This window comes from Streptomyces sp. NPDC059895, assembly GCF_042731035.1.
In the GTDB taxonomy this organism is placed as follows: Bacteria; Actinomycetota; Actinomycetes; order Streptomycetales; family Streptomycetaceae; genus Streptomyces.
On sequence record NZ_JBHWKO010000005.1, the window covers coordinates 1 to 16,785 of the forward strand.

Sequence of the window (16,785 nt, forward strand, 5' to 3'; positions counted from 1 at the left end):
ACCGGTCGGGGCCCGCCCACCCCGGGGTTTGCGGGGGCGTGGGGCGCCCCCCGCCCCGGGGACCGCGGCCCAGCGGGGGGCCCCCGGCGGCACGGCCGCGGGAGGGCCCGCGCCCGGGATGTCCGCGGGCCCTCCGGTAGCGGGCCGTACCGCGCGCTACGCCTCGTCGCGCCGGAGCGAGGGCTTGAGCTCCTTGAGCCGGCCGAGCAGGCCGTTGACGAACGAGGGCGACTCGTCCGTGGAGAACTCCTTCGCCAGCTGCACCATCTCGTCGAGGACGACGGCGTCGGGGGTCCCGTCCACCCAGATCAGCTCGTAGGCGCCGAGCCGCAGGATGTTGCGGTCGACGACCGGCATCCGGTCCAGCGTCCAGCCCACCGAGTACTGGGCGATCAGCTCGTCGATGCGCTTCGCGTGCTCCGCGTAGCCCTCGACCAGCTGCATCGTGTACTCGCTCACCGGCGGCTGCCGGGTGTCGGCCCGGGAGAGCCGGATCCAGTCCGCGAGGACCGTCAGGACGTCGGCGCCGCGCTGGTCGCCCTCGAAGAGGATCTGGAAGGCGCGCTTGCGTGCCGTGTTGCGGGCAGCCACGGTTAGCTGTTCACCCGGCCGAGGTAGTCGCTCGTGCGGGTGTCGACCTTGATCTTCTCACCGGTGGTGATGAAGAGCGGGACCTGGATCTGGTGACCGGTCTCCAGGGTGGCGGGCTTGGTGCCGCCGGTGGAGCGGTCGCCCTGCAGGCCCGGCTCGGTCTCCTGGACCACGAGCTCGACTGCGGCGGGGAGCTCGACGAAGAGCACCTCGCCCTCGTGCTGAGCGACGGTGGCCGTGAAGCCCTCGATCAGGAAGTTGGCGGCGTCGCCCACGGCCTTGCGGTCGACCATGAGCTGGTCGTAGGTCTCCATGTCCATGAAGACGAAGTACTCGCCGTCCATGTACGAGAACTGCATGTCGCGCTTGTCGACAGTGGCCGTCTCGACCTTGACGCCGGCGTTGAAGGTCTTGTCGACCACCTTGCCGGACAGCACGTTCTTGAGCTTGGTGCGCACGAAGGCCGGGCCCTTGCCGGGCTTGACGTGCTGGAACTCGACGACGGACCAGAGCTGGCCGCCTTCGAGCTTGAGCACCAGGCCGTTCTTGAGGTCGTTCGTGGAAGCCACGGTTGCGGAATCTCCTGGACTGACGTGGACGACCCGGGGCGGGCGCACAGCTCGAGGCTAGAGCGCGAGCAGCTCCTTGGTCGTGATGGTGAGTAGCTCGGGTCCGCCGTCCGCCTCGGGGCGCACGACGAGCGTGTCATCGATCCGGACACCGCCCCGGCCCGGGAGGTGGACCCCCGGTTCGACGGTGACCGGCACACAAGCGTCCAGTTTACCCATGGCCGCGGGGGCAAGCTGCGGGTCCTCGTCGATTTCGAGTCCGACACCGTGCCCGGTCATCACCGGCAGGCCTTCCGTGTACCCGGCGGCGTCCAGCACCTGGCGCGCGGCACGGTCCACGTCACGGTAGGCGACGCCGGGCGCGAGGCTCTCGCGGCCGGCCCGCTGGGCGGCGAAGACGAGGTCGTACAGCTCGACCTGCCACTCCGCCGGGGAGGTGCCGATGACGAAGGTGCGGCCGATCTCGCAGCGGTAGCCCCGGTAGGTCGCGCCCAGGCAGACGGAGAGGAAGTCGCCCTCCTCCACCCGCCGGTCGGTGGGCCGGTGGCCGCGCCGGCCGGAGTGCGGGCCGGTGCCCACGGAGGTGGGGAACGCGGGCCCGTCGGCGCCGTGGTCGACCAGACGGCGTTCCAGTTCGAGGGCGAGATGGCGTTCGGTGCGGCCGACCAGGATGGACTCCAGCAGTTCTCCGAGGGCCTGGTCGGCGATCTCGGCGCCGATGCGCAGGCAGGAGATCTCCTCCTCGTCCTTGACCACCCTGAGCTGTTCGACCGCGCCGCCGAGATCGGCGAGGCGCAGCCGGGGGGCGACCGAGTGGAGGGCACGGTGGCGGGCCACCGTGAGGTGGTGCTCCTCGGCGGCGAGGGAGTCGGCACCCTGTTCCGCGCAGATGCCCGCGGCGGCCACCGCGGGGTCGCCGCCGGCTCTCGGGAGGGTGTGCACCCTCAGTGCCTCGTCGGGCCGGCCGTCGCCCGGGCGGTCCTCGACCGGGCCCGAGCAGACCAGCAGGTCCTCGCGTTCGCCCAGCAGCAGGACGGCGCTGCGGGGCGCGGCGCCCGTGAGGTACCGGACGTTGGCGGGACGGGTGACGAGCGCTGCCGCGTTGCCGGACGCGTTGCAGCGCTCCCGAAGGCGGGTTCGGCGGGACGCGTAGACCTCTGACATGAGTCGAGCGTAGGAGCGGTGACCGGATTGTGCCGGTTGGGAGCCGCCGAGTGGGGTGCCGGGCGCGCGGTTCCGGTCACCACTTGGGCGGGCTGGCGATCGCCCGCGCCAGGACGTCGTCCAGGATCCGCGCCGTCGTGGGGACGTCGAGCTGGGAGTTGTCGATGATCGGCAGGCCGGAGCCGTACCAGCCGGCCATGCGGCCGTGGATGCGGGCGACCTCCTCGTCGGTGAGGCGGCGGTTGCCGGAGCGTTCGGCGTTGCGCTCCAGGACGACTTCGAGGCCGGGCAGGAGCACGACCGGGAGCAGGCCGGGGCCCACATGGCGCTTCCAGCCGCCGAGGCCGACGGCCGGGCGATCGGGGAAGATCGCGTCGTCGAGGATGCAGGAGATGCCGTTGGCCAGGAAGTTGCGGGCGGCGAAGCCGCAGGTGCGGCGGGCAAGGCGGTACTGCGCCTCGGAGTTGTCGTTCCAGCCGCGCTGCGGGTCGGCGAAGCCGGAGCGGACCCATTCGCGCACGTCGTCGAGGCTGATGTGGGCGGTGGGCACCCGGCGGTGGTCGGCCCAGAACTTGGCGACGCTGGTCTTCCCGGCGCCCGCGGGGCCGATCAGCAGCACCGCGAGGGTGGTGGCCGCCGGCTCGGGCCCGGTCGCGGCGGGGGGCGCGCTGGGCATGGGCACGGGGCCGCCGGGGGGCAGCGGGACGTGTCCGGTGGTCTCGGGGACCGGCGGGGCGGGGGCGTGCTGGGGAGCCGGGGGGTGGGGCACGGGTGGGACCGGCGGCTGGGGCGCGGGCGGGACCGGGCCCGAGGGGGGTGCTCCGGTGAAGCCCGGTGCCCGGTGCGGCGGAGGCACGGGGGCGCTCTGCGGGGGGCTGCCGCCGGGCCGGTGCGGGCCCGGGTGGTGTGCGGCCGGTGACCAGCCGACGGCCGGTCCGTGCCCCGGCTGGTGGGGCGGCGGCAGCGGAGAACCCACTGCGTGCTGCATCCGGTGCCACTCCGTCTCGTTCTTCTCGGGCTCGGTTCGCCTCCGGAGCGCCACGGCCCCTTCGGCTCGCTCGCCGCGGGCGATGGACGCCGGCCGCGGGGGCGCTGGACCCCCGCCGGCACTGAACGGTACCGCCCCCGGCCGCCGTTTGGTGAAACGGCCGGGGGCGGTCCGAAGTGCCCGGCGCGGAAAGCGGATCGGGAGGAGGGGAGATCCGCGGACTCGGAGGAGTTCTAAGTCCCCGGACCCGGAGGGGTTCGAGCCCGTGGACCCGGAGGAGTTCGGAGCCCGCGGACCCGGAGGGTTTCCTACTCGCCCACTTCGCCGTACGCGGCGAGCAGGACCGCCGGGTCCGGGCCCTCCAGGACGGTCGGCTTGGCCAGGCCGTCGAGGACGATGAAGCGCAGGAGGTCGCCGCGGGACTTCTTGTCGACCTTCATGGCCTCCAGCAGCCTGGGCCACTGGTCGTGGCGGTAGTGCAGGGGCAGCCCGACCGATTCCAGGATCGTGCGGTGGCGGTCGGCGGTGGCGTCGTCCAGCCGGCCGGCCAGGCGGCCGAGTTCGGCGGCGAAGTGCATGCCGACCGCGACGGCGGCACCGTGGCGCCACTTGTACCGCTCGTTCTTCTCGATGGCGTGGGCCAGGGTGTGGCCGTAGTTGAGGATCTCCCGCAGGCCCGACTCCTTCAGGTCGCAGGAGACGACGTCCGCCTTGACCTGGATGGACCGCCGGATCAGCTCGGCGGTGTGCGGGCCGGCCGGGGTGCGGGCGGCCTCGGGGTCGGACTCGATCAGGTCGAGGATCACCGGGTCGGCGATGAAGCCGGCCTTGATGATCTCCGCGAGTCCGGAGACGTAGTCGTTGACCGGGAGGGAGTCCAGCGCGGCCAGGTCGCACAGCACGCCGGCCGGGGGGTGGAAGGAGCCGACGAGGTTCTTGCCCTCGGCGGTGTTGATGCCGGTCTTGCCGCCGACGGCGGCGTCGACCATGGCGAGGACCGTCGTCGGGACGGCGATCCAGCGCACCCCGCGCAGCCAGGTCGCGGCCACGAAACCGGCCAGGTCGGTCGTGGAGCCGCCGCCGACGCCGACCACGACGTCGGTGCGCGTGAACCCGGACTGGCCGAGCGCCTTCCAGCAGTAGGCGGCGACCTCGGCGGTCTTCGCCTCCTCCGCGTTGGGCACCTGGATGGCGACGGCCTCGTAGCCCTGCTCGGCCAGGTCGGCGCGGAGCGCGTCACCGGTCTCGGCGAGCGCCTCCGGGTGGATGACGGCGACCCGCCTCGCGCGGTCCCCGATCATCGCGCCGAGCTCCCCGAGGAGCCGGCGGCCGATGAGCACCTCGTACGGTTCGGAGCCCGCGCTGCCGCCGACCCGGATCCGTGTCACTTCCTCACTCATGCTTCCTTCAACTCCAGGGCGTCCAGGGCGGCTCGGGTGACCTCGTCGGGAGTGCGGCCGTCCGTCGGTACGACGGCCGTGGCGACCTCCTCGTAGAGGTGCCGCCGCGCCTCCATCAGCTCGCGCCACTGCCGGCGGGGGTTGACCGCGAGCAGCGGCCGGGCCGCGTTGAGGCCGGTGCGCCGCACGGCTTCCTCGACGTCCATCGACAGGTAGACCACCCGCAGCCCGGACAGCAGGGCGCGGGTGTCCGCGTCCAGGATCGAGCCGCCGCCGAGCGCCAGGACGCCGTCGTGCTCGGCGAGCGCGCGGTGCACGGCGGCCTTCTCGACGGCGCGGAAGGCGGGCTCGCCCTCCTCGACGAAGATGTCGGCGATGGTGCGGCCCTCGGCGGCGACGATGTCGTCGTCGGTGTCCCGGTAGGTGACCCCGAGCTGTTCGGCCAGCTGCTGCCCGACGGTGGACTTGCCGACGCCCATCGGCCCGACCAGGACGACCAGCGGCCCGCTCATCGGATGGGGAGGTTGTCGAGGTAGGAGCGCACGTTGCGGCGGGTCTCGGGGACGCTGTCGCCGCCGAACTTCTCCGCGACGGCGTCCGCGAGGACCAGCGCCACCATGGCCTCGGCGACGATGCCCGCCGCCGGCACCGCACACACGTCCGAGCGCTGGTGGTGGGCCTGCGTGGCCTCGCCGGTGGCCACGTCGACGGTCTGCAGGGCGCGCGGCACGGTCGCGATCGGCTTCATCGCCGCACGGACCCGCAGCAGCTCACCGGTGGTCAGACCGCCCTCGGTGCCACCCGAACGGCCGGTGGCGCGGCGGATTCCCTCGGGCGTGTTCACGATCTCGTCGTGCGCCTTCGAGCCCGGCACCCGGGCCAGCTCGAAGCCGTCGCCGATCTCCACGCCCTTGATCGCCTGAATGCCCATCAGGGCACCCGCCAGCCGGGCGTCCAGCTTGCGGTCCCAGTGCACGTGCGAGCCCAGCCCCACCGGCACGCCGTACGCCAGCACCTCGACCACGCCGCCGAGGGTGTCGCCGTCCCTGTGCGCCTGGTCGATCTCCGCGACCATCGCCTTCGACGCGTCCGCGTCCAGGCAGCGCACCGGGTCCGCGTCCAGCCGCTCGACGTCGGCGGGGGTCGGGTAGACGCCGTACGGCGCCCTGGCCGCGGCCAGCTCGACGACGTGGGAGACGATCTCGATGCCGGCCGTCTCCTTCAGGTACGACCGGGCGACGGCGCCGAGGGCGACGCGGGCGGCCGTCTCGCGCGCGGAGGCGCGCTCCAGGATCGGGCGGGCCTCGTCGAAGCCGTACTTCTGCATGCCGGCCAGGTCGGCGTGACCCGGGCGCGGGCGGGTCAGCGGCGCGTTGCGCGCGGAACCGGCCAGGACCTCCGGGTCGACCGGGTCGGCCGCCATGACCTGCTCCCACTTCGGCCACTCGGTGTTGCCCACCATGACGGCGACCGGGGAGCCGAGAGTGAGGCCGTGGCGGACACCGCCCAGGAAGGTGACCTCGTCCCGCTCGAACTTCATCCGGGCACCGCGCCCATAGCCGAGCCGGCGCCTCGCCAGATGGTCCGCGACCATGTCCGTGGTGATCGGCACGCCGGCCGGAAGGCCCTCCAGCGTCGCCACGAGTGCGGGACCGTGGGACTCCCCCGCGGTCAGCCAGCGCAACCTGCTCAACGGTGCTCCTCAGTGCTCGCGCCTGGTACTGCCCTGCGTACGCGGGTCCTCGCGTACGGCAACGGCGTGACCGGGTGCGCGACCCAGGCCCGCCACCTCCGATCCTCCCACGTCCACGACCCGGCATCGGCCGCCGGTCCATCAGGCGGACGCCGAGGGGGCCGAGAGGGGCCGGCATGCGCCGTCCGGCCGCTCGGAGATCTCCCCCCGACTGCGCCGCGCCCCCTGCCCGGATCCCGGCGGGGACTAACGCGCGGCGAGCGCGTGTTCGCCCGCCTTCCGCATGGCGTCCACGGGGGCCGGCCCGCGCCCGGTCATCTGCTCCACCTGGAGCACCGCCTGGTGCACCAGCAGGTCGAGCCCGCTGACGACGGCACCGCCGAACATGGACCAGCGGGCCGCGAGCTCGGTCGGCCAGGGCTCGTACAGCACGTCGAAGAGGGTGGCGGGCCGCTCCGGTACCGAGGCCGCGAGGGCGTCCGTCGTCCCGGCGGGGGTCGTCGCGACGACCAGCGGGAAGTGCAGCGCCTCGGCCGCGTCCGTCCAGTCCGCCGTACGGACGTCGACGTCGAGGCGCTCGCCCCACTCCCGCATCTCGGCGGCGCGGGCCTCGCTGCGTACGTACGCGACGACCTCGCCGGTGCAGACCCGGGCCAGGGCGGCCAGCGCGGAGGAGGCGGTGGCGCCGGCGCCGAGGACGGCCGCTGAGTCGACCTGCTCGACCCCGTGCTCGCGCAGCGCCGCCACCATGCCGGGGATGTCGGTGTTGTCGCCGACGCGACGGCCGTCCTCGGTGAACACGAGGGTGTTGACCGTCTCGACGGAGGCCGCCGTCTCGCTGATCTCGTCGAGCAGCGGGATCACCGCGCGCTTGAGCGGCATGGTGAGCGACAGCCCCGCCCACTCGGGGCCGAGCCCGTCGACGAAGGCGGGCAGGGCCGCCTCGTCGACGTCGAAGCGGTCGTACGTCCAGTCCGGGAGCTCCATCACCTGGTACGCGGCGCGGTGCAGCACCGGGGAGAGGGAGTGGGCGATGGGGCTGCCGAGCACCGCTGCCCGGTGGCGGTGGACGTGCTGCGTCCTGGCTGTGTCACTCATGGCCTCAGTTACCGGCACTCTCGTTGAACTTGTTCTTGAGCTCCTGGAATTGCGCGTAGGTCTTCGCGAATTCCGTCTTGTTCTCGCCGTCGGTCGCGACGAAGTAGATCCAGCCGTCGCTCGTCGGATTCAGCGTCGCCGTGAGGGCGTTGGCGCCCGGGTTTCCGATCGGTCCCGGCGGCAGGCCCTTCTGGGTGTACGTGTTGTACGGGTCCTGATTGCTGTTGATCTCGGACTCGCTGATGTGGATGTTGCTCTCGTTCTTCAGGTAGTTGAAGGACGAGTCGAACTGGAGCAACTGGTTGGTCTCGGTGTTCGTCGGCTTGAGCCGGTTGTAGACGACCTCCGCCATCTTGCGGTAGTCGTCGTCCGTCTTGCCCTCGGCCTGGACGAGGCTGGCGACCGTGATGACCTGCAACGGGTCCTCCAGGTCGAGCGCCGCCGCCTTGGCCTCCAGGTCGTACTTCCCGTAGGCCTCGTTGGCCCGCTGCACCATCTCCTCCAGCACCGCCGCGGGCTTCATGCCCTTGGCCGCCGGATAGGTGCCCGGGTAGAGGAAGCCCTCCAGCGGGTCCTTGATGTCGCTGTCGCTGTTCGCCCAGCTGGGCAGACCGAGATCGTCGAACTGCTTTTCGGCGATGCCGCGGGTGGTGCCGGAGGAAAGGCCGAGTTTCGTGTCGATCGCCTTGTAGACCTGATAGGTGCGCTGGCCGGGTGTGACGATCACATTGGCCTGGCTCTTCGGGTCCAGCATCATGTCGACGGCGCTCTGCGCGGACATCTCCTTCTTGAGGATGTACGCGCCGGCCTGGATCTGGTCCCCGTCGGGATCGCTCGTGAACGCGGACACGAAGGCGTCGACGCTCTTGACGACGCCCGCCTCCTTCAGCAGACGGCCGATCTCCGCACCGCCCGCGCCCTTGGGCACCTCGACGCTCACGGTCTGGCTGCTGCCGTCGCCCGCGTAATCCGGGGCCACGCCGTAACGATTCTGGTAGAACTGGTAACCGAAATAGCTCACCCCGACGATTCCGCCGCCGAAGACCAGCACGACGACGAGGCAGGCACAGCCGTTGCGGCGCTTCTTGCCCTTGGCGCCCTTGCCGCCGCGGCCGCGACGGTCCCCGCGGCCCTCCGGCTCGTCGTCGTCCTCGTCGTCGGCGCCGCCGGCGAAGAAGGCGTGTTCCCCCTGGTCCGGGCCCGGGTCCCAGTCGGGCCGCTGCTCCCCGGCCTCCGGTTCCGTCTCCTGCTCGGTCCGTCTACGGCCGGGTGGCTCCGGTGGCGGGTAGGCGTCCGGGGTGCCGTAGAAGTCGGGCTGCTCGGCACCGTAGGCGGCGGCCTGCTGCCCGTACGGGTCACCGGGGTCGGCGGCGTAGGGGACGTGCGCGTGCGTGCCGGTGCCGTCCCAGCCGCCCTCGTGGTATCCCTGCTCAAGCCCTTGCTGACCCTGCTGCCCCGGGTGACCCTGGTGTTCCGGGTGACCCTGGTGTTCCGGGTGACCCTGGTGGGCGTACTGCTGGTAGTGCTGCTGCTGGTCGTAGGACTGCTGGTACTGCTGCCCGTCGTAGGCCTGCTGGTCGTACTGCTGCTGGTCGTACTGCTGCTGCCCGTACTGCTGCGGTCCGTTCGCCTGGCCGTGGTCCCACTGGCCGTACGCCGTCTGCTGCGGCTCCTGCGGGTAGTGCTGCGGCTGGCCGCCGTAGGCAGGCTGATGGCCGACGTGGGCCTGCTGCCCTTCCCATCCGCCGTCCCCGTACAACGGGTCCTCCGGATGCCACGGTTCGGAGCCTGGGCCCCGGCCATACTCAGTCATCGATCCCCTAGAGCCGCGAGGTGGCGGTCGCGCGGCCCGCGGGACCCGCCACCGTTCCGCCTCTTCTTGTGCGGCAGCTGTTCGAACACCGCCGCATCGCGCGGAACGTTACCGTATCGCGATCAGATGACCACTTCGACGCCCTCGCCCGGTGCGGTGCCTGACACCCGTTCGGATTCCAGCGCCTGTTGAAGGATGATCACAGCGGCTGCCTGGTCGATGACGGCCCGCCCCTTCTTGGATTTCACGCCCGAGGCGCGCAGTCCCTGACTGGCCGTCACGGTCGTCATCCGCTCGTCGACGAGCCGGACCGGGAGCGGCGCTATGCCCCGGGCCAGCTCCTGCGCGAAACCGCGGACCTTGACGGCCGCCGGGCCCTCGCCCCCCTTGAGGGAGCGGGGGAGACCGACGACGACCTCGATCGGCTCGTACTCCTCGACCAGCTGCCTCAGCCGGCGGTGCGCCGCCGGGAGGTCCCGGCCGGGGACCGTCTCGACCGGGGTGGCGAGGATCCCGTCGGGGTCGCACGAGGCGACCCCGATACGGGCGTCCCCGACGTCGAGCGCGAGGCGACGGCCGCGGCGCATGCCCCGGCCGTCCCCGCTCGTCCGTGCCTCGGTGTTCACTTGGCCGTTTCCGCCACGAGCCGCTCGACGGCGTCGACGGCCTCGCCGACGGCGGCCGCGTTCTGGCCACCGCCCTGGGCGACGTCCGGCTTGCCGCCACCGCCGCCGCCGAGGGTCTTGGCGGCCGTACGGACCAGCTCACCGGCCTTGAGACCGCGCTCGCGGGCGGCCTCGTTGGTGGCGATGACCGTCAGCGGCTTGCCGTTCGCCACCGTGAACAGGGCGACGACGGCGGCCCGGCCGCCCTGGATGCGGCCGCGGACGTCCAGCACCAGCTTGCGCAGGTCGTCGGCGCTGGTGCCGTCCGGGACCTGTCCGGTGACCAGGGCGACGCCCCGCACGTCCTTGGCGGACGCGGCGAGACCGGCGGCGGCCTGGAGCACCTTCTCGGCGCGGAACTTCTCGATCTCCTTCTCGGCGTCCTTCAGCTTGCCGAGCATGGCGGAGACCTTCTCCGGGAGCTCCTCCGGGCGGCCCTTGATCAGCTCCTGGAGCTGGGCGACGACGGTGTGCTCGCGGGCGAGGAAGTTGTAGGCGTCGACGCCGACGAGGGCCTCGATGCGGCGCACGCCCGAGCCGATCGACGACTCGCCGAGCAGCTTCACCAGGCCCAGCTGGGCGGTGTTGTGCACGTGCGTGCCGCCGCACAGCTCCTTGGAGAAGTCGCCGATGGTCACCACGCGGACGCGCTCGCCGTACTTCTCGCCGAACTCGGCGATGGCGCCCTGCTTCCTGGCCTCGTCGATGCCCATGACGTCGGCGCGGACGTCCAGGTCGCGGGCGAGCACCTCGTTGATCTTCTGCTCGACGTCGGTCATCACGGCCGTCGGAACGGCGGACGGCGAGCCGAAGTCGAAGCGGAAGCGGCCGGGCTGGTTCTCGGAGCCGGCCTGGGCGGCCGTCGGGCCGAGGGCGTCGCGCAGGGCCTGGTGCGTGAGGTGGGTGGCGGAGTGGGCGCGGGCGATGGCCGTGCGGCGGCGGGAGTCGATCGAGGCGTGGGCGGTGGCGCCGACGGTGACCTCGCCGACCTGGACGACGCCCTTGTGGACGTACACGCCCGGGACCGGCTTCTGGCAGTCGCGGATCTCGATGACGGCACCCGTGTCGACCTTGATCCGGCCGGTGTCGCCGATCTGGCCGCCGCCCTCGGCGTAGAACGGGGTGCGGTCGAGGACGATCTCGACCTCGTCGCCCTCGGAGGCGGCCGGGGAGGAGACGCCGTCGACGAGGATGCCGACGATGGTGGACTCGCCGTCGGTGTCGGTGTAGCCGATGAAGTCGGTCGCACCGGCCTTGTCGGCGATCTCGCGGTAGGCGCCGACCCCGGCGTGGCCGGTCTTCTTGGCCTGGGCGTCGGCCTTGGCGCGCTCCCGCTGCTCCTTCATCAGGCGGCGGAAGCCGTCCTCGTCCACGGAGAGGCCCTGCTCGGCGGCCATCTCCAGGGTGAGGTCGATCGGGAAGCCCCAGGTGTCGTGGAGCAGGAAGGCCTTGTCGCCGGCGAGGACGGTGCCGCCGGCCTGCTTGGTCTCGGTGACGGCGGTGTCGAGGATGTTGGTGCCGGCCTTCAGCGTCTTGAGGAAGGCGTTCTCCTCGGCGAGGGCGACCTTCTCGATGCGCTCGCGCTCGGTGACCAGCTCCGGGTACTGCTGACCCATCATCTCGATCACCGTGTCGATCAGGTCCTTGACGACCGGACCGGTGGCGCCGAGCAGCCGCATGTTGCGGATGGCGCGGCGCATGATGCGGCGCAGCACATAGCCGCGGCCCTCGTTGCCCGGGGTGACGCCGTCACCGATGAGCATCACGGAGGTGCGCATGTGGTCGGTGACCACGCGCAGCGACACGTCCGAGTCGTGGGCGTCGCCGTAGGCCACACCGGTCAGCTCGGTGGCCTTCCTGATGACGGCCATGGAGGTGTCGATCTCGTACATGTTCTGCACGCCCTGCAGAATCATGGCGAGGCGCTCCAGGCCGAGGCCCGTGTCGATGTTCTTGCTGGGCAGCTCGCCGAGGATCTCGAAGTTGTCCTTGCCAATGCCCTCGCCGCGCTCGTACTGCATGAAGACGAGGTTCCAGATCTCCACGTACCGCTCGTCGTTGACGGCGGGGCCGCCCTCGACGCCGAACTCGGGGCCGCGGTCGTAGTTGATCTCGGAGCAGGGGCCGCACGGGCCGGGGACGCCCATGGACCAGTAATTGTCCTTCATGCCGAGGCGCTGGATGCGCTCCTTGGGCACGCCGACGACCTCGTGCCAGATGCGCTCGGCCTCGTCGTCGTCCTTGTAGACGGTGATCCACAGGCGCTCGGGGTCGAGGCCGTAACCGCCCTTGTCCTGGGGCGCGGTGAGCAGCTCCCAGGCGTGCTTGATGGCGCCTTCCTTGAAGTAGTCGCCGAAGGAGAAGTTGCCGCACATCTGGAAGAACGTGCCGTGGCGCGTGGTCTTGCCGACCTCTTCGATGTCGGGCGTGCGCACGCACTTCTGCACGCTGGTGGCGCGCGCGAAGGGCGGCTTGACCTCGCCCAGGAAGTAGGGCTTGAAGGGCACCATGCCGGCCGGGACGAGGAGCAGAGTCGGGTCGTCCGCGATGAGCGACGCCGAAGGCACGACGGTGTGCCCGCGCTCCTCGAAGAAGCTCAGCCAGCGGCGGCGGATCTCAGCCGACTCCATCAGTGGTCCTCATTCCGGTTGTACGGGTGCTTCGCCCGCGGGTACGTCGTGTTCTCGATGTACCGGGCGTTCTTCGGTGTGGTGCGGTTCTCGATGGCGGCGTACCGCCGGGGTGCCGAGAGCTCGGGGTTCTCGTGGATCCCGAGGACCTCCTCCAGCTCGGCCTCCCGCTGGGCCATGTTGTCGCGGACGTCGAGGGCGAAGCCCACCGCGCGGTCCTTGAGGCGCGCTCCCGTCTCGAGGGCCTTGTTGGCCGCGGTCGCGGCGAGGCTCTCGGGGGTCAGCTGCCTCAGCTTGCGGTTGACCTTGGTGGTGGCCCACACGCCGGCGGCGACGCCCGTGGTGAACCAGAAGGTACGGCGGAACATGCTGCGTCAGTCCCTCTTTCCACGGGCGGTCCGCTTCGCCCGCCGCGAGGCCGGGACGGTCCGCCCCACGATCACGGTACGCCGGGGCTCCTTCGCGGGCACGTCGTCCTTGCGGCCACCGAGGGCCCGGCGTACGCCGTAGCCGAAGGCTGCGACCTTCACCAGGGGGCCGCCGAAGGTGGAGGCGACCATGGTGGACAGCGCGGAGGCGTTGGAGGTGACCTCCTGGACGTCCGAGGCGATCGCGTCGACCCGGTCGATCTGGGTCTGTGCCGAGCGCACCGTCGCGGAGGCGTCGGCCAGCAGCGGAACCGCCTGCTCGGTCACGTCCGCGACCAGCTTGGTGGTCGCCCTGAGCGTCTGGGCCAGCCTCGCCAGTGCGACGGCGAGGAAGGAGACCAGGATCGCCCAGAACACGGCCACCAGGATGCCGGCCACCTCTCCACCGGACACTGCGCACCCGCTCCCTGATACGTGCCTCTGCATCGAAAAAGTCGTGCACCGAGCCTATCGCGCCGGGAGCGGCGCTCCGAACCGGATTTGCCGGTGTGCGGACCGCCGGGTGGCGCGGGCGCGGGCCCGGAACGCGGGAACCCGCCGCCCCGGCCGGCCCGGGAGGGGCGGCGGGACGGCGGGTTCGGGCGCAGGGTCCTGCGTCCGCCGGGGGATCAGCGGGCGTAGTACTCGACGACGAGCTGCTCGTCGCAGATGACCGGGATCTCCTTGCGGTTCGGCTCGCGGTCCAGGCGGAACGCCAGGGCCTTGAGGTTCACCTGGAGGTAGCGCGGGGTCTCGCCCTCGGGGGCGAAGCCGCCCTCACGGGCGATCGAGAAGAGGGTCTTCTCGCGGCTGCGCTCGCGGACCATCACGACGTCGTCGGGACGGACGCGGAACGAGGGCTTGTCGACCTTCTGGCCGTTGACCTCGATGTGGCCGTGGACGACCATCTGGCGGGCCTGGTAGATCGTGCGGGCGATGCCCGAACGCAGGACCAGGGCGTCGAGGCGACGCTCCAGCTCGATGATCAGGGCCTCACCGGTCTTGCCCTGGACCTTGGAGGCACGCTCGTAGGCGCGGACGAGCTGGCGCTCGGACACGTCGTACTGCGCGCGCAGGCGCTGCTTCTCCAGCAGACGGACCTTGTAGTCCGAGTTCTGCTTGCGGCCGCGGCCGTGCTCACCCGGCGGGTAGGGGCGGGCCTCGAAGTACTTGACGGCCTTCGGGGTCAGCGCGATGCCGAGGGCACGCGACTTCTTGACCTTGGGGCGGGACTGGTTCGCCACTGTCTCTGTCTCTTTCCTAGTTTTCCGGCTTGTCAGAGTTGAGGAGGTCGCATCCGCAGCCGGGGAAACCCGTCGGGTCCACTGGTGGACCTGCCGGGCAGCCGCTCCCCTGGTCTGGGCACATACATGCAGCACGCGAGTGGCCCACCGACCGTCCCGGGACTGCGGGTGGTGGTGGGCTGCCCGCGACACCGTTCGACGGTGCGCGACGCTCCTGGGGTCGGTTCCCGAAGGACCGACTCCGGCCGGCTGTCCCGTTCTGACTGCACGGGACGCGGCACTTCGGGCGAGTCTACAGGGTGCTCATGTGCGCTTGCGACCGAGGTGCTTCCTGGTCCAGTCCACCGCGTCCGCGTACCGGGCCTCGGCGCCGTGCCGGGTGGGCGTGTAGTACTCGCGCTGGGTGACGGCGTCCGGGGCGTACTGCTGGGCGGCGATCCCCTCGGGCAGGTCGTGGGGGTAGACGTACCCCTGCGCGTGCCCCAGCTTGGCCGCCCCCTTGTAGTGCCCGTCGCGCAGATGCGGCGGCACGGGCCCGGCCAGTCCCTTGCGTACGTCGTCCAGGGCGGCGCCGATCGCGGTCGTCGCGGCGTTGGACTTGGGGGCCAGGGCGAGGGCGATGGTGGCGTGGCTGAGGGTGAGGGCGGCCTCGGGGAAGCCGATCATGGCGACGGCCTGGGCGGCGGCGACCGCGATCGGCAGGGCGTTCGGGTCGGCGAGGCCGATGTCCTCGCTGGCGGAGATCATCAGGCGGCGGGCGATGAAGCGGGGGTCCTCGCCGGCTTCGATCATGCGGGCCAGGTAGTGCAGGGCGGCGTCGACGTCGGAGCCGCGGATGGACTTGATGAGGGCGCTGGCGACGTCGTAGTGCTGGTCGCCGTCGCGGTCGTACTTCACCGCCGCCCGGTCGACCGTCTCCTCCAGGGTGGAGAGGGCGATCTCCGTCTCGTTCTGGTCGAGGGCGGCCCCGGCGGCGGCCTCCAGGGCGGTCAGGGCCCGGCGGGCGTCGCCGCCGGCGATGCGCAGGAGGTGGTTCTCGGTGTCCTCGGGGAGGGTGACGGCGCCCTTGAGGCCCCGGTCGTCGGCGAGGGCGCGCCGGATGAGGCCGCGCAGGTCGTCGTCGGTGAGGGGTTCGAGCGTGAGCAGCAGGGAGCGGGACAGCAGGGGCGAGATCACCGAGAAGTACGGGTTCTCGGTGGTGGCCGCGATCAGGGTCACCCAGCGGTTCTCGACGGCCGGGAGGAGGGAGTCCTGCTGGGCCTTGCTGAAACGGTGGATCTCGTCGAGGAAGAGGACGGTCTCCTTGCCGAAGCCGCCGGTGGCGCGGCGGGCGCCGTCGATGACCGCGCGGACCTCCTTGACGCCGGCGGTGATCGCGGAGAGTTCGACGAAGCGTTTGTCGGTGGCCTTGGAGACGACGTAGGCGAGAGTGGTCTTGCCGGTGCCGGGCGGGCCCCAGAGGATCACCGAGGACGGGCCGGCCGGGCCCCCGGCGCCCTGGCCGACCAGGCGGCGCAGGGGGGAACCCGGCTTCAGCAGGTGCTGCTGGCCCACGACCTCGTCGAGGGTACGCGGGCGCATCCGGACCGCCAGGGGACTGCCGGCGGGGTCCTTCTCCTGGCGTTCTTCTGCTGCGGCGGTGAACAGGTCGGGCTCCACGCTGAAACCCTAAATCACCGCACCGACAGTCCGGCCGGGCGGTCGCCGACCCGGGGGGCGGGTCAGCCGGCCCGGGAGGCGGGTCAGCCGGCCCGGGAGGCGGGTCAGCTGGTCCAGAACTCCCACCAGCGGGTCAGGATCAGCATGCCGACGATGCCGATGTGCAGCACGGGCAGGACCCAGGTGAACTCGCCGAAGAAGCCCTTCAGCCAGCCCGGGGCGGGCAGGAAGCCGTTGCGGACGTTGAACGAGGTCACGTACCAGAACATGGTGATCGTCGCGACCCAGGCCAGGCAGCACCACAGGCACAGGGCGTTGATCCGGTACAGGGACTGGAACTGCAGCCAGGCGCAGAAGACGACGCCGAAGAGCGTGCCGAAGTTGAAGGTGAGCCAGTACCAACGCGGGAAGCGGGCGCGGGCCAGCAGGCTCATGCCGACGCAGATGACGATGCCGTAGGCGACGAGGCCGAGCATCGGGTTGGGGAAGCCGAAGGCGGCGGCCTGCTTGCTCTCCATGACGCTGCCGCAGGAGACCACGGGGTTCAGGCTGCACCCGGGGGTGAACGACGTGCCCGCGACCTTGGCCTCGAGCAGCTTGAACTTGTCGATCGTGATGACCCACGCGGCGAGCAGACCGGCCGCGCCGGTGATCACCAGCAGCAGTGCGAACGCCCGGCTGCCGCCCGCCGTTCCCGGTGCGGCCGCCCCGGCACGCTCCGGATCGGGCTCGGTGGAGACGTCTTGGACTGTCGTCTTGCTCATCACGCCGATTCCGTCACTGGAGAGGTGGACCATCTTCGGGCAGGGCCATTGTGCCGCACCCGCGCGCGTGCGCACCGTTCGCTCCGCATAAGGGTGAGCG

General features: G+C 71.6%; 16 protein-coding genes. All 16 read right to left on the reverse strand.

The features are described 5' to 3' along the window. Window positions 1-156 precede the first annotated feature (156 nt). Entirely contained in the window at window positions 157-591 is a 435-nt protein-coding gene (gene nusB, locus ACFV9M_RS07440) for a transcription antitermination factor NusB (protein WP_385071929.1), read from the reverse strand. Window positions 592-593: 2 nt separating this feature from the next. Continuing rightward, window positions 594-1,160, reverse strand: coding sequence for an elongation factor P (efp, locus tag ACFV9M_RS07445; protein ID WP_020117452.1), 567 nt, complete (start codon window positions 1,158-1,160; stop codon window positions 594-596). Between the two features lie 57 nt (window positions 1,161-1,217). Then, a complete protein-coding gene (locus ACFV9M_RS07450; RefSeq protein ID WP_385071932.1) occupies window positions 1,218-2,324 on the reverse strand; it encodes an aminopeptidase P family protein in 1,107 nt (368 codons plus the stop codon). 76 nt (window positions 2,325-2,400) lie between these two features. Next, window positions 2,401-3,312: a Pro-rich N-terminal domain-containing protein gene (locus tag ACFV9M_RS07455; RefSeq protein ID WP_385071935.1), complete on the reverse strand. Its 912-nt coding sequence runs from the start codon at window positions 3,310-3,312 to the stop codon at window positions 2,401-2,403. Window positions 3,313-3,620: 308 nt separating this feature from the next. Then, window positions 3,621-4,712: a 3-dehydroquinate synthase gene (gene aroB / locus ACFV9M_RS07460; protein WP_385071938.1), complete on the reverse strand. Its 1,092-nt coding sequence runs from the start codon at window positions 4,710-4,712 to the stop codon at window positions 3,621-3,623. Next, window positions 4,709-5,224: a shikimate kinase gene (locus ACFV9M_RS07465; RefSeq protein WP_385071941.1), complete on the reverse strand. Its 516-nt coding sequence runs from the start codon at window positions 5,222-5,224 to the stop codon at window positions 4,709-4,711. The genes aroB and ACFV9M_RS07465 overlap by 4 nt, the downstream gene beginning before the upstream one ends. Further along, window positions 5,221-6,405 (reverse strand): chorismate synthase, encoded by a 1,185-nt coding sequence (aroC, locus tag ACFV9M_RS07470; RefSeq protein ID WP_385071944.1) that lies wholly within the window; start codon window positions 6,403-6,405, stop codon window positions 5,221-5,223. Before aroC ends, ACFV9M_RS07465 begins: the two co-directional genes overlap by 4 nt. A 246-nt stretch (window positions 6,406-6,651) precedes the next feature. After that, a complete protein-coding gene (locus tag ACFV9M_RS07475; RefSeq protein ID WP_385071946.1) occupies window positions 6,652-7,503 on the reverse strand; it encodes a shikimate dehydrogenase in 852 nt (283 codons plus the stop codon). A gap of 4 nt (window positions 7,504-7,507) precedes the next feature. Then, window positions 7,508-9,316: an endolytic transglycosylase MltG gene (gene mltG / locus ACFV9M_RS07480; RefSeq protein ID WP_385071948.1), complete on the reverse strand. Its 1,809-nt coding sequence runs from the start codon at window positions 9,314-9,316 to the stop codon at window positions 7,508-7,510. A 122-nt stretch (window positions 9,317-9,438) separates the two neighbouring features. Continuing rightward, window positions 9,439-9,903 carry a Holliday junction resolvase RuvX gene (ruvX, locus tag ACFV9M_RS07485; RefSeq protein WP_385072063.1) on the reverse strand — a complete coding sequence of 155 codons (465 nt, stop codon included), beginning with the start codon at window positions 9,901-9,903 and terminating at the stop codon, window positions 9,439-9,441. 35 nt (window positions 9,904-9,938) lie between these two features. Next, entirely contained in the window at window positions 9,939-12,611 is a 2,673-nt protein-coding gene (alaS, locus tag ACFV9M_RS07490) for an alanine--tRNA ligase (protein WP_385071950.1), read from the reverse strand. Continuing rightward, the gene (locus tag ACFV9M_RS07495) at window positions 12,611-12,979 is read right to left on the reverse strand and encodes a hypothetical protein (RefSeq protein ID WP_385071951.1); all 369 of its coding nucleotides are present in this window, start codon (window positions 12,977-12,979) and stop codon (window positions 12,611-12,613) included. The genes alaS and ACFV9M_RS07495 overlap by 1 nt, the downstream gene beginning before the upstream one ends. Before the next feature lie 6 nt (window positions 12,980-12,985). Beyond that, window positions 12,986-13,432 (reverse strand): DUF948 domain-containing protein, encoded by a 447-nt coding sequence (locus tag ACFV9M_RS07500; RefSeq protein WP_385071954.1) that lies wholly within the window; start codon window positions 13,430-13,432, stop codon window positions 12,986-12,988. Between the two features lie 215 nt (window positions 13,433-13,647). Then, window positions 13,648-14,262 (reverse strand): 30S ribosomal protein S4, encoded by a 615-nt coding sequence (gene rpsD, locus ACFV9M_RS07505; RefSeq protein ID WP_015661793.1) that lies wholly within the window; start codon window positions 14,260-14,262, stop codon window positions 13,648-13,650. Between the two features lie 303 nt (window positions 14,263-14,565). Then, window positions 14,566-15,921 (reverse strand): replication-associated recombination protein A, encoded by a 1,356-nt coding sequence (locus ACFV9M_RS07510; protein ID WP_385071958.1) that lies wholly within the window; start codon window positions 15,919-15,921, stop codon window positions 14,566-14,568. Between the two features lie 104 nt (window positions 15,922-16,025). Beyond that, window positions 16,026-16,685 (reverse strand): vitamin K epoxide reductase family protein, encoded by a 660-nt coding sequence (locus ACFV9M_RS07515; RefSeq protein WP_385071961.1) that lies wholly within the window; start codon window positions 16,683-16,685, stop codon window positions 16,026-16,028. Window positions 16,686-16,785: the final 100 nt, after the last annotated feature.

Excerpts from the sequence above, each read along its gene's own strand:
- ruvX (WP_385072063.1), bottom strand. The coding sequence starts at position 9,903 with ATGCGCCGCGGCCGTCGCCTCGCGCTCGACGTCGGGGACGCCCGTATC.
- aroB (WP_385071938.1), bottom strand. The coding sequence starts at position 4,712 with ATGAGTGAGGAAGTGACACGGATCCGGGTCGGCGGCAGCGCGGGCTCC.
- ACFV9M_RS07495 (WP_385071951.1), bottom strand. The coding sequence starts at position 12,979 with ATGTTCCGCCGTACCTTCTGGTTCACCACGGGCGTCGCCGCCGGCGTG.
- ACFV9M_RS07465 (WP_385071941.1), bottom strand. The coding sequence starts at position 5,224 with ATGAGCGGGCCGCTGGTCGTCCTGGTCGGGCCGATGGGCGTCGGCAAG.
- ACFV9M_RS07475 (WP_385071946.1), bottom strand. The coding sequence starts at position 7,503 with ATGAGTGACACAGCCAGGACGCAGCACGTCCACCGCCACCGGGCAGCG.
- ACFV9M_RS07455 (WP_385071935.1), bottom strand. The coding sequence starts at position 3,312 with ATGCAGCACGCAGTGGGTTCTCCGCTGCCGCCGCCCCACCAGCCGGGG.
- mltG (WP_385071948.1), bottom strand. The coding sequence starts at position 9,316 with ATGACTGAGTATGGCCGGGGCCCAGGCTCCGAACCGTGGCATCCGGAG.
- ACFV9M_RS07450 (WP_385071932.1), bottom strand. The coding sequence starts at position 2,324 with ATGTCAGAGGTCTACGCGTCCCGCCGAACCCGCCTTCGGGAGCGCTGC.
- alaS (WP_385071950.1), bottom strand. The coding sequence starts at position 12,611 with ATGGAGTCGGCTGAGATCCGCCGCCGCTGGCTGAGCTTCTTCGAGGAG.
- ACFV9M_RS07515 (WP_385071961.1), bottom strand. The coding sequence starts at position 16,685 with ATGAGCAAGACGACAGTCCAAGACGTCTCCACCGAGCCCGATCCGGAG.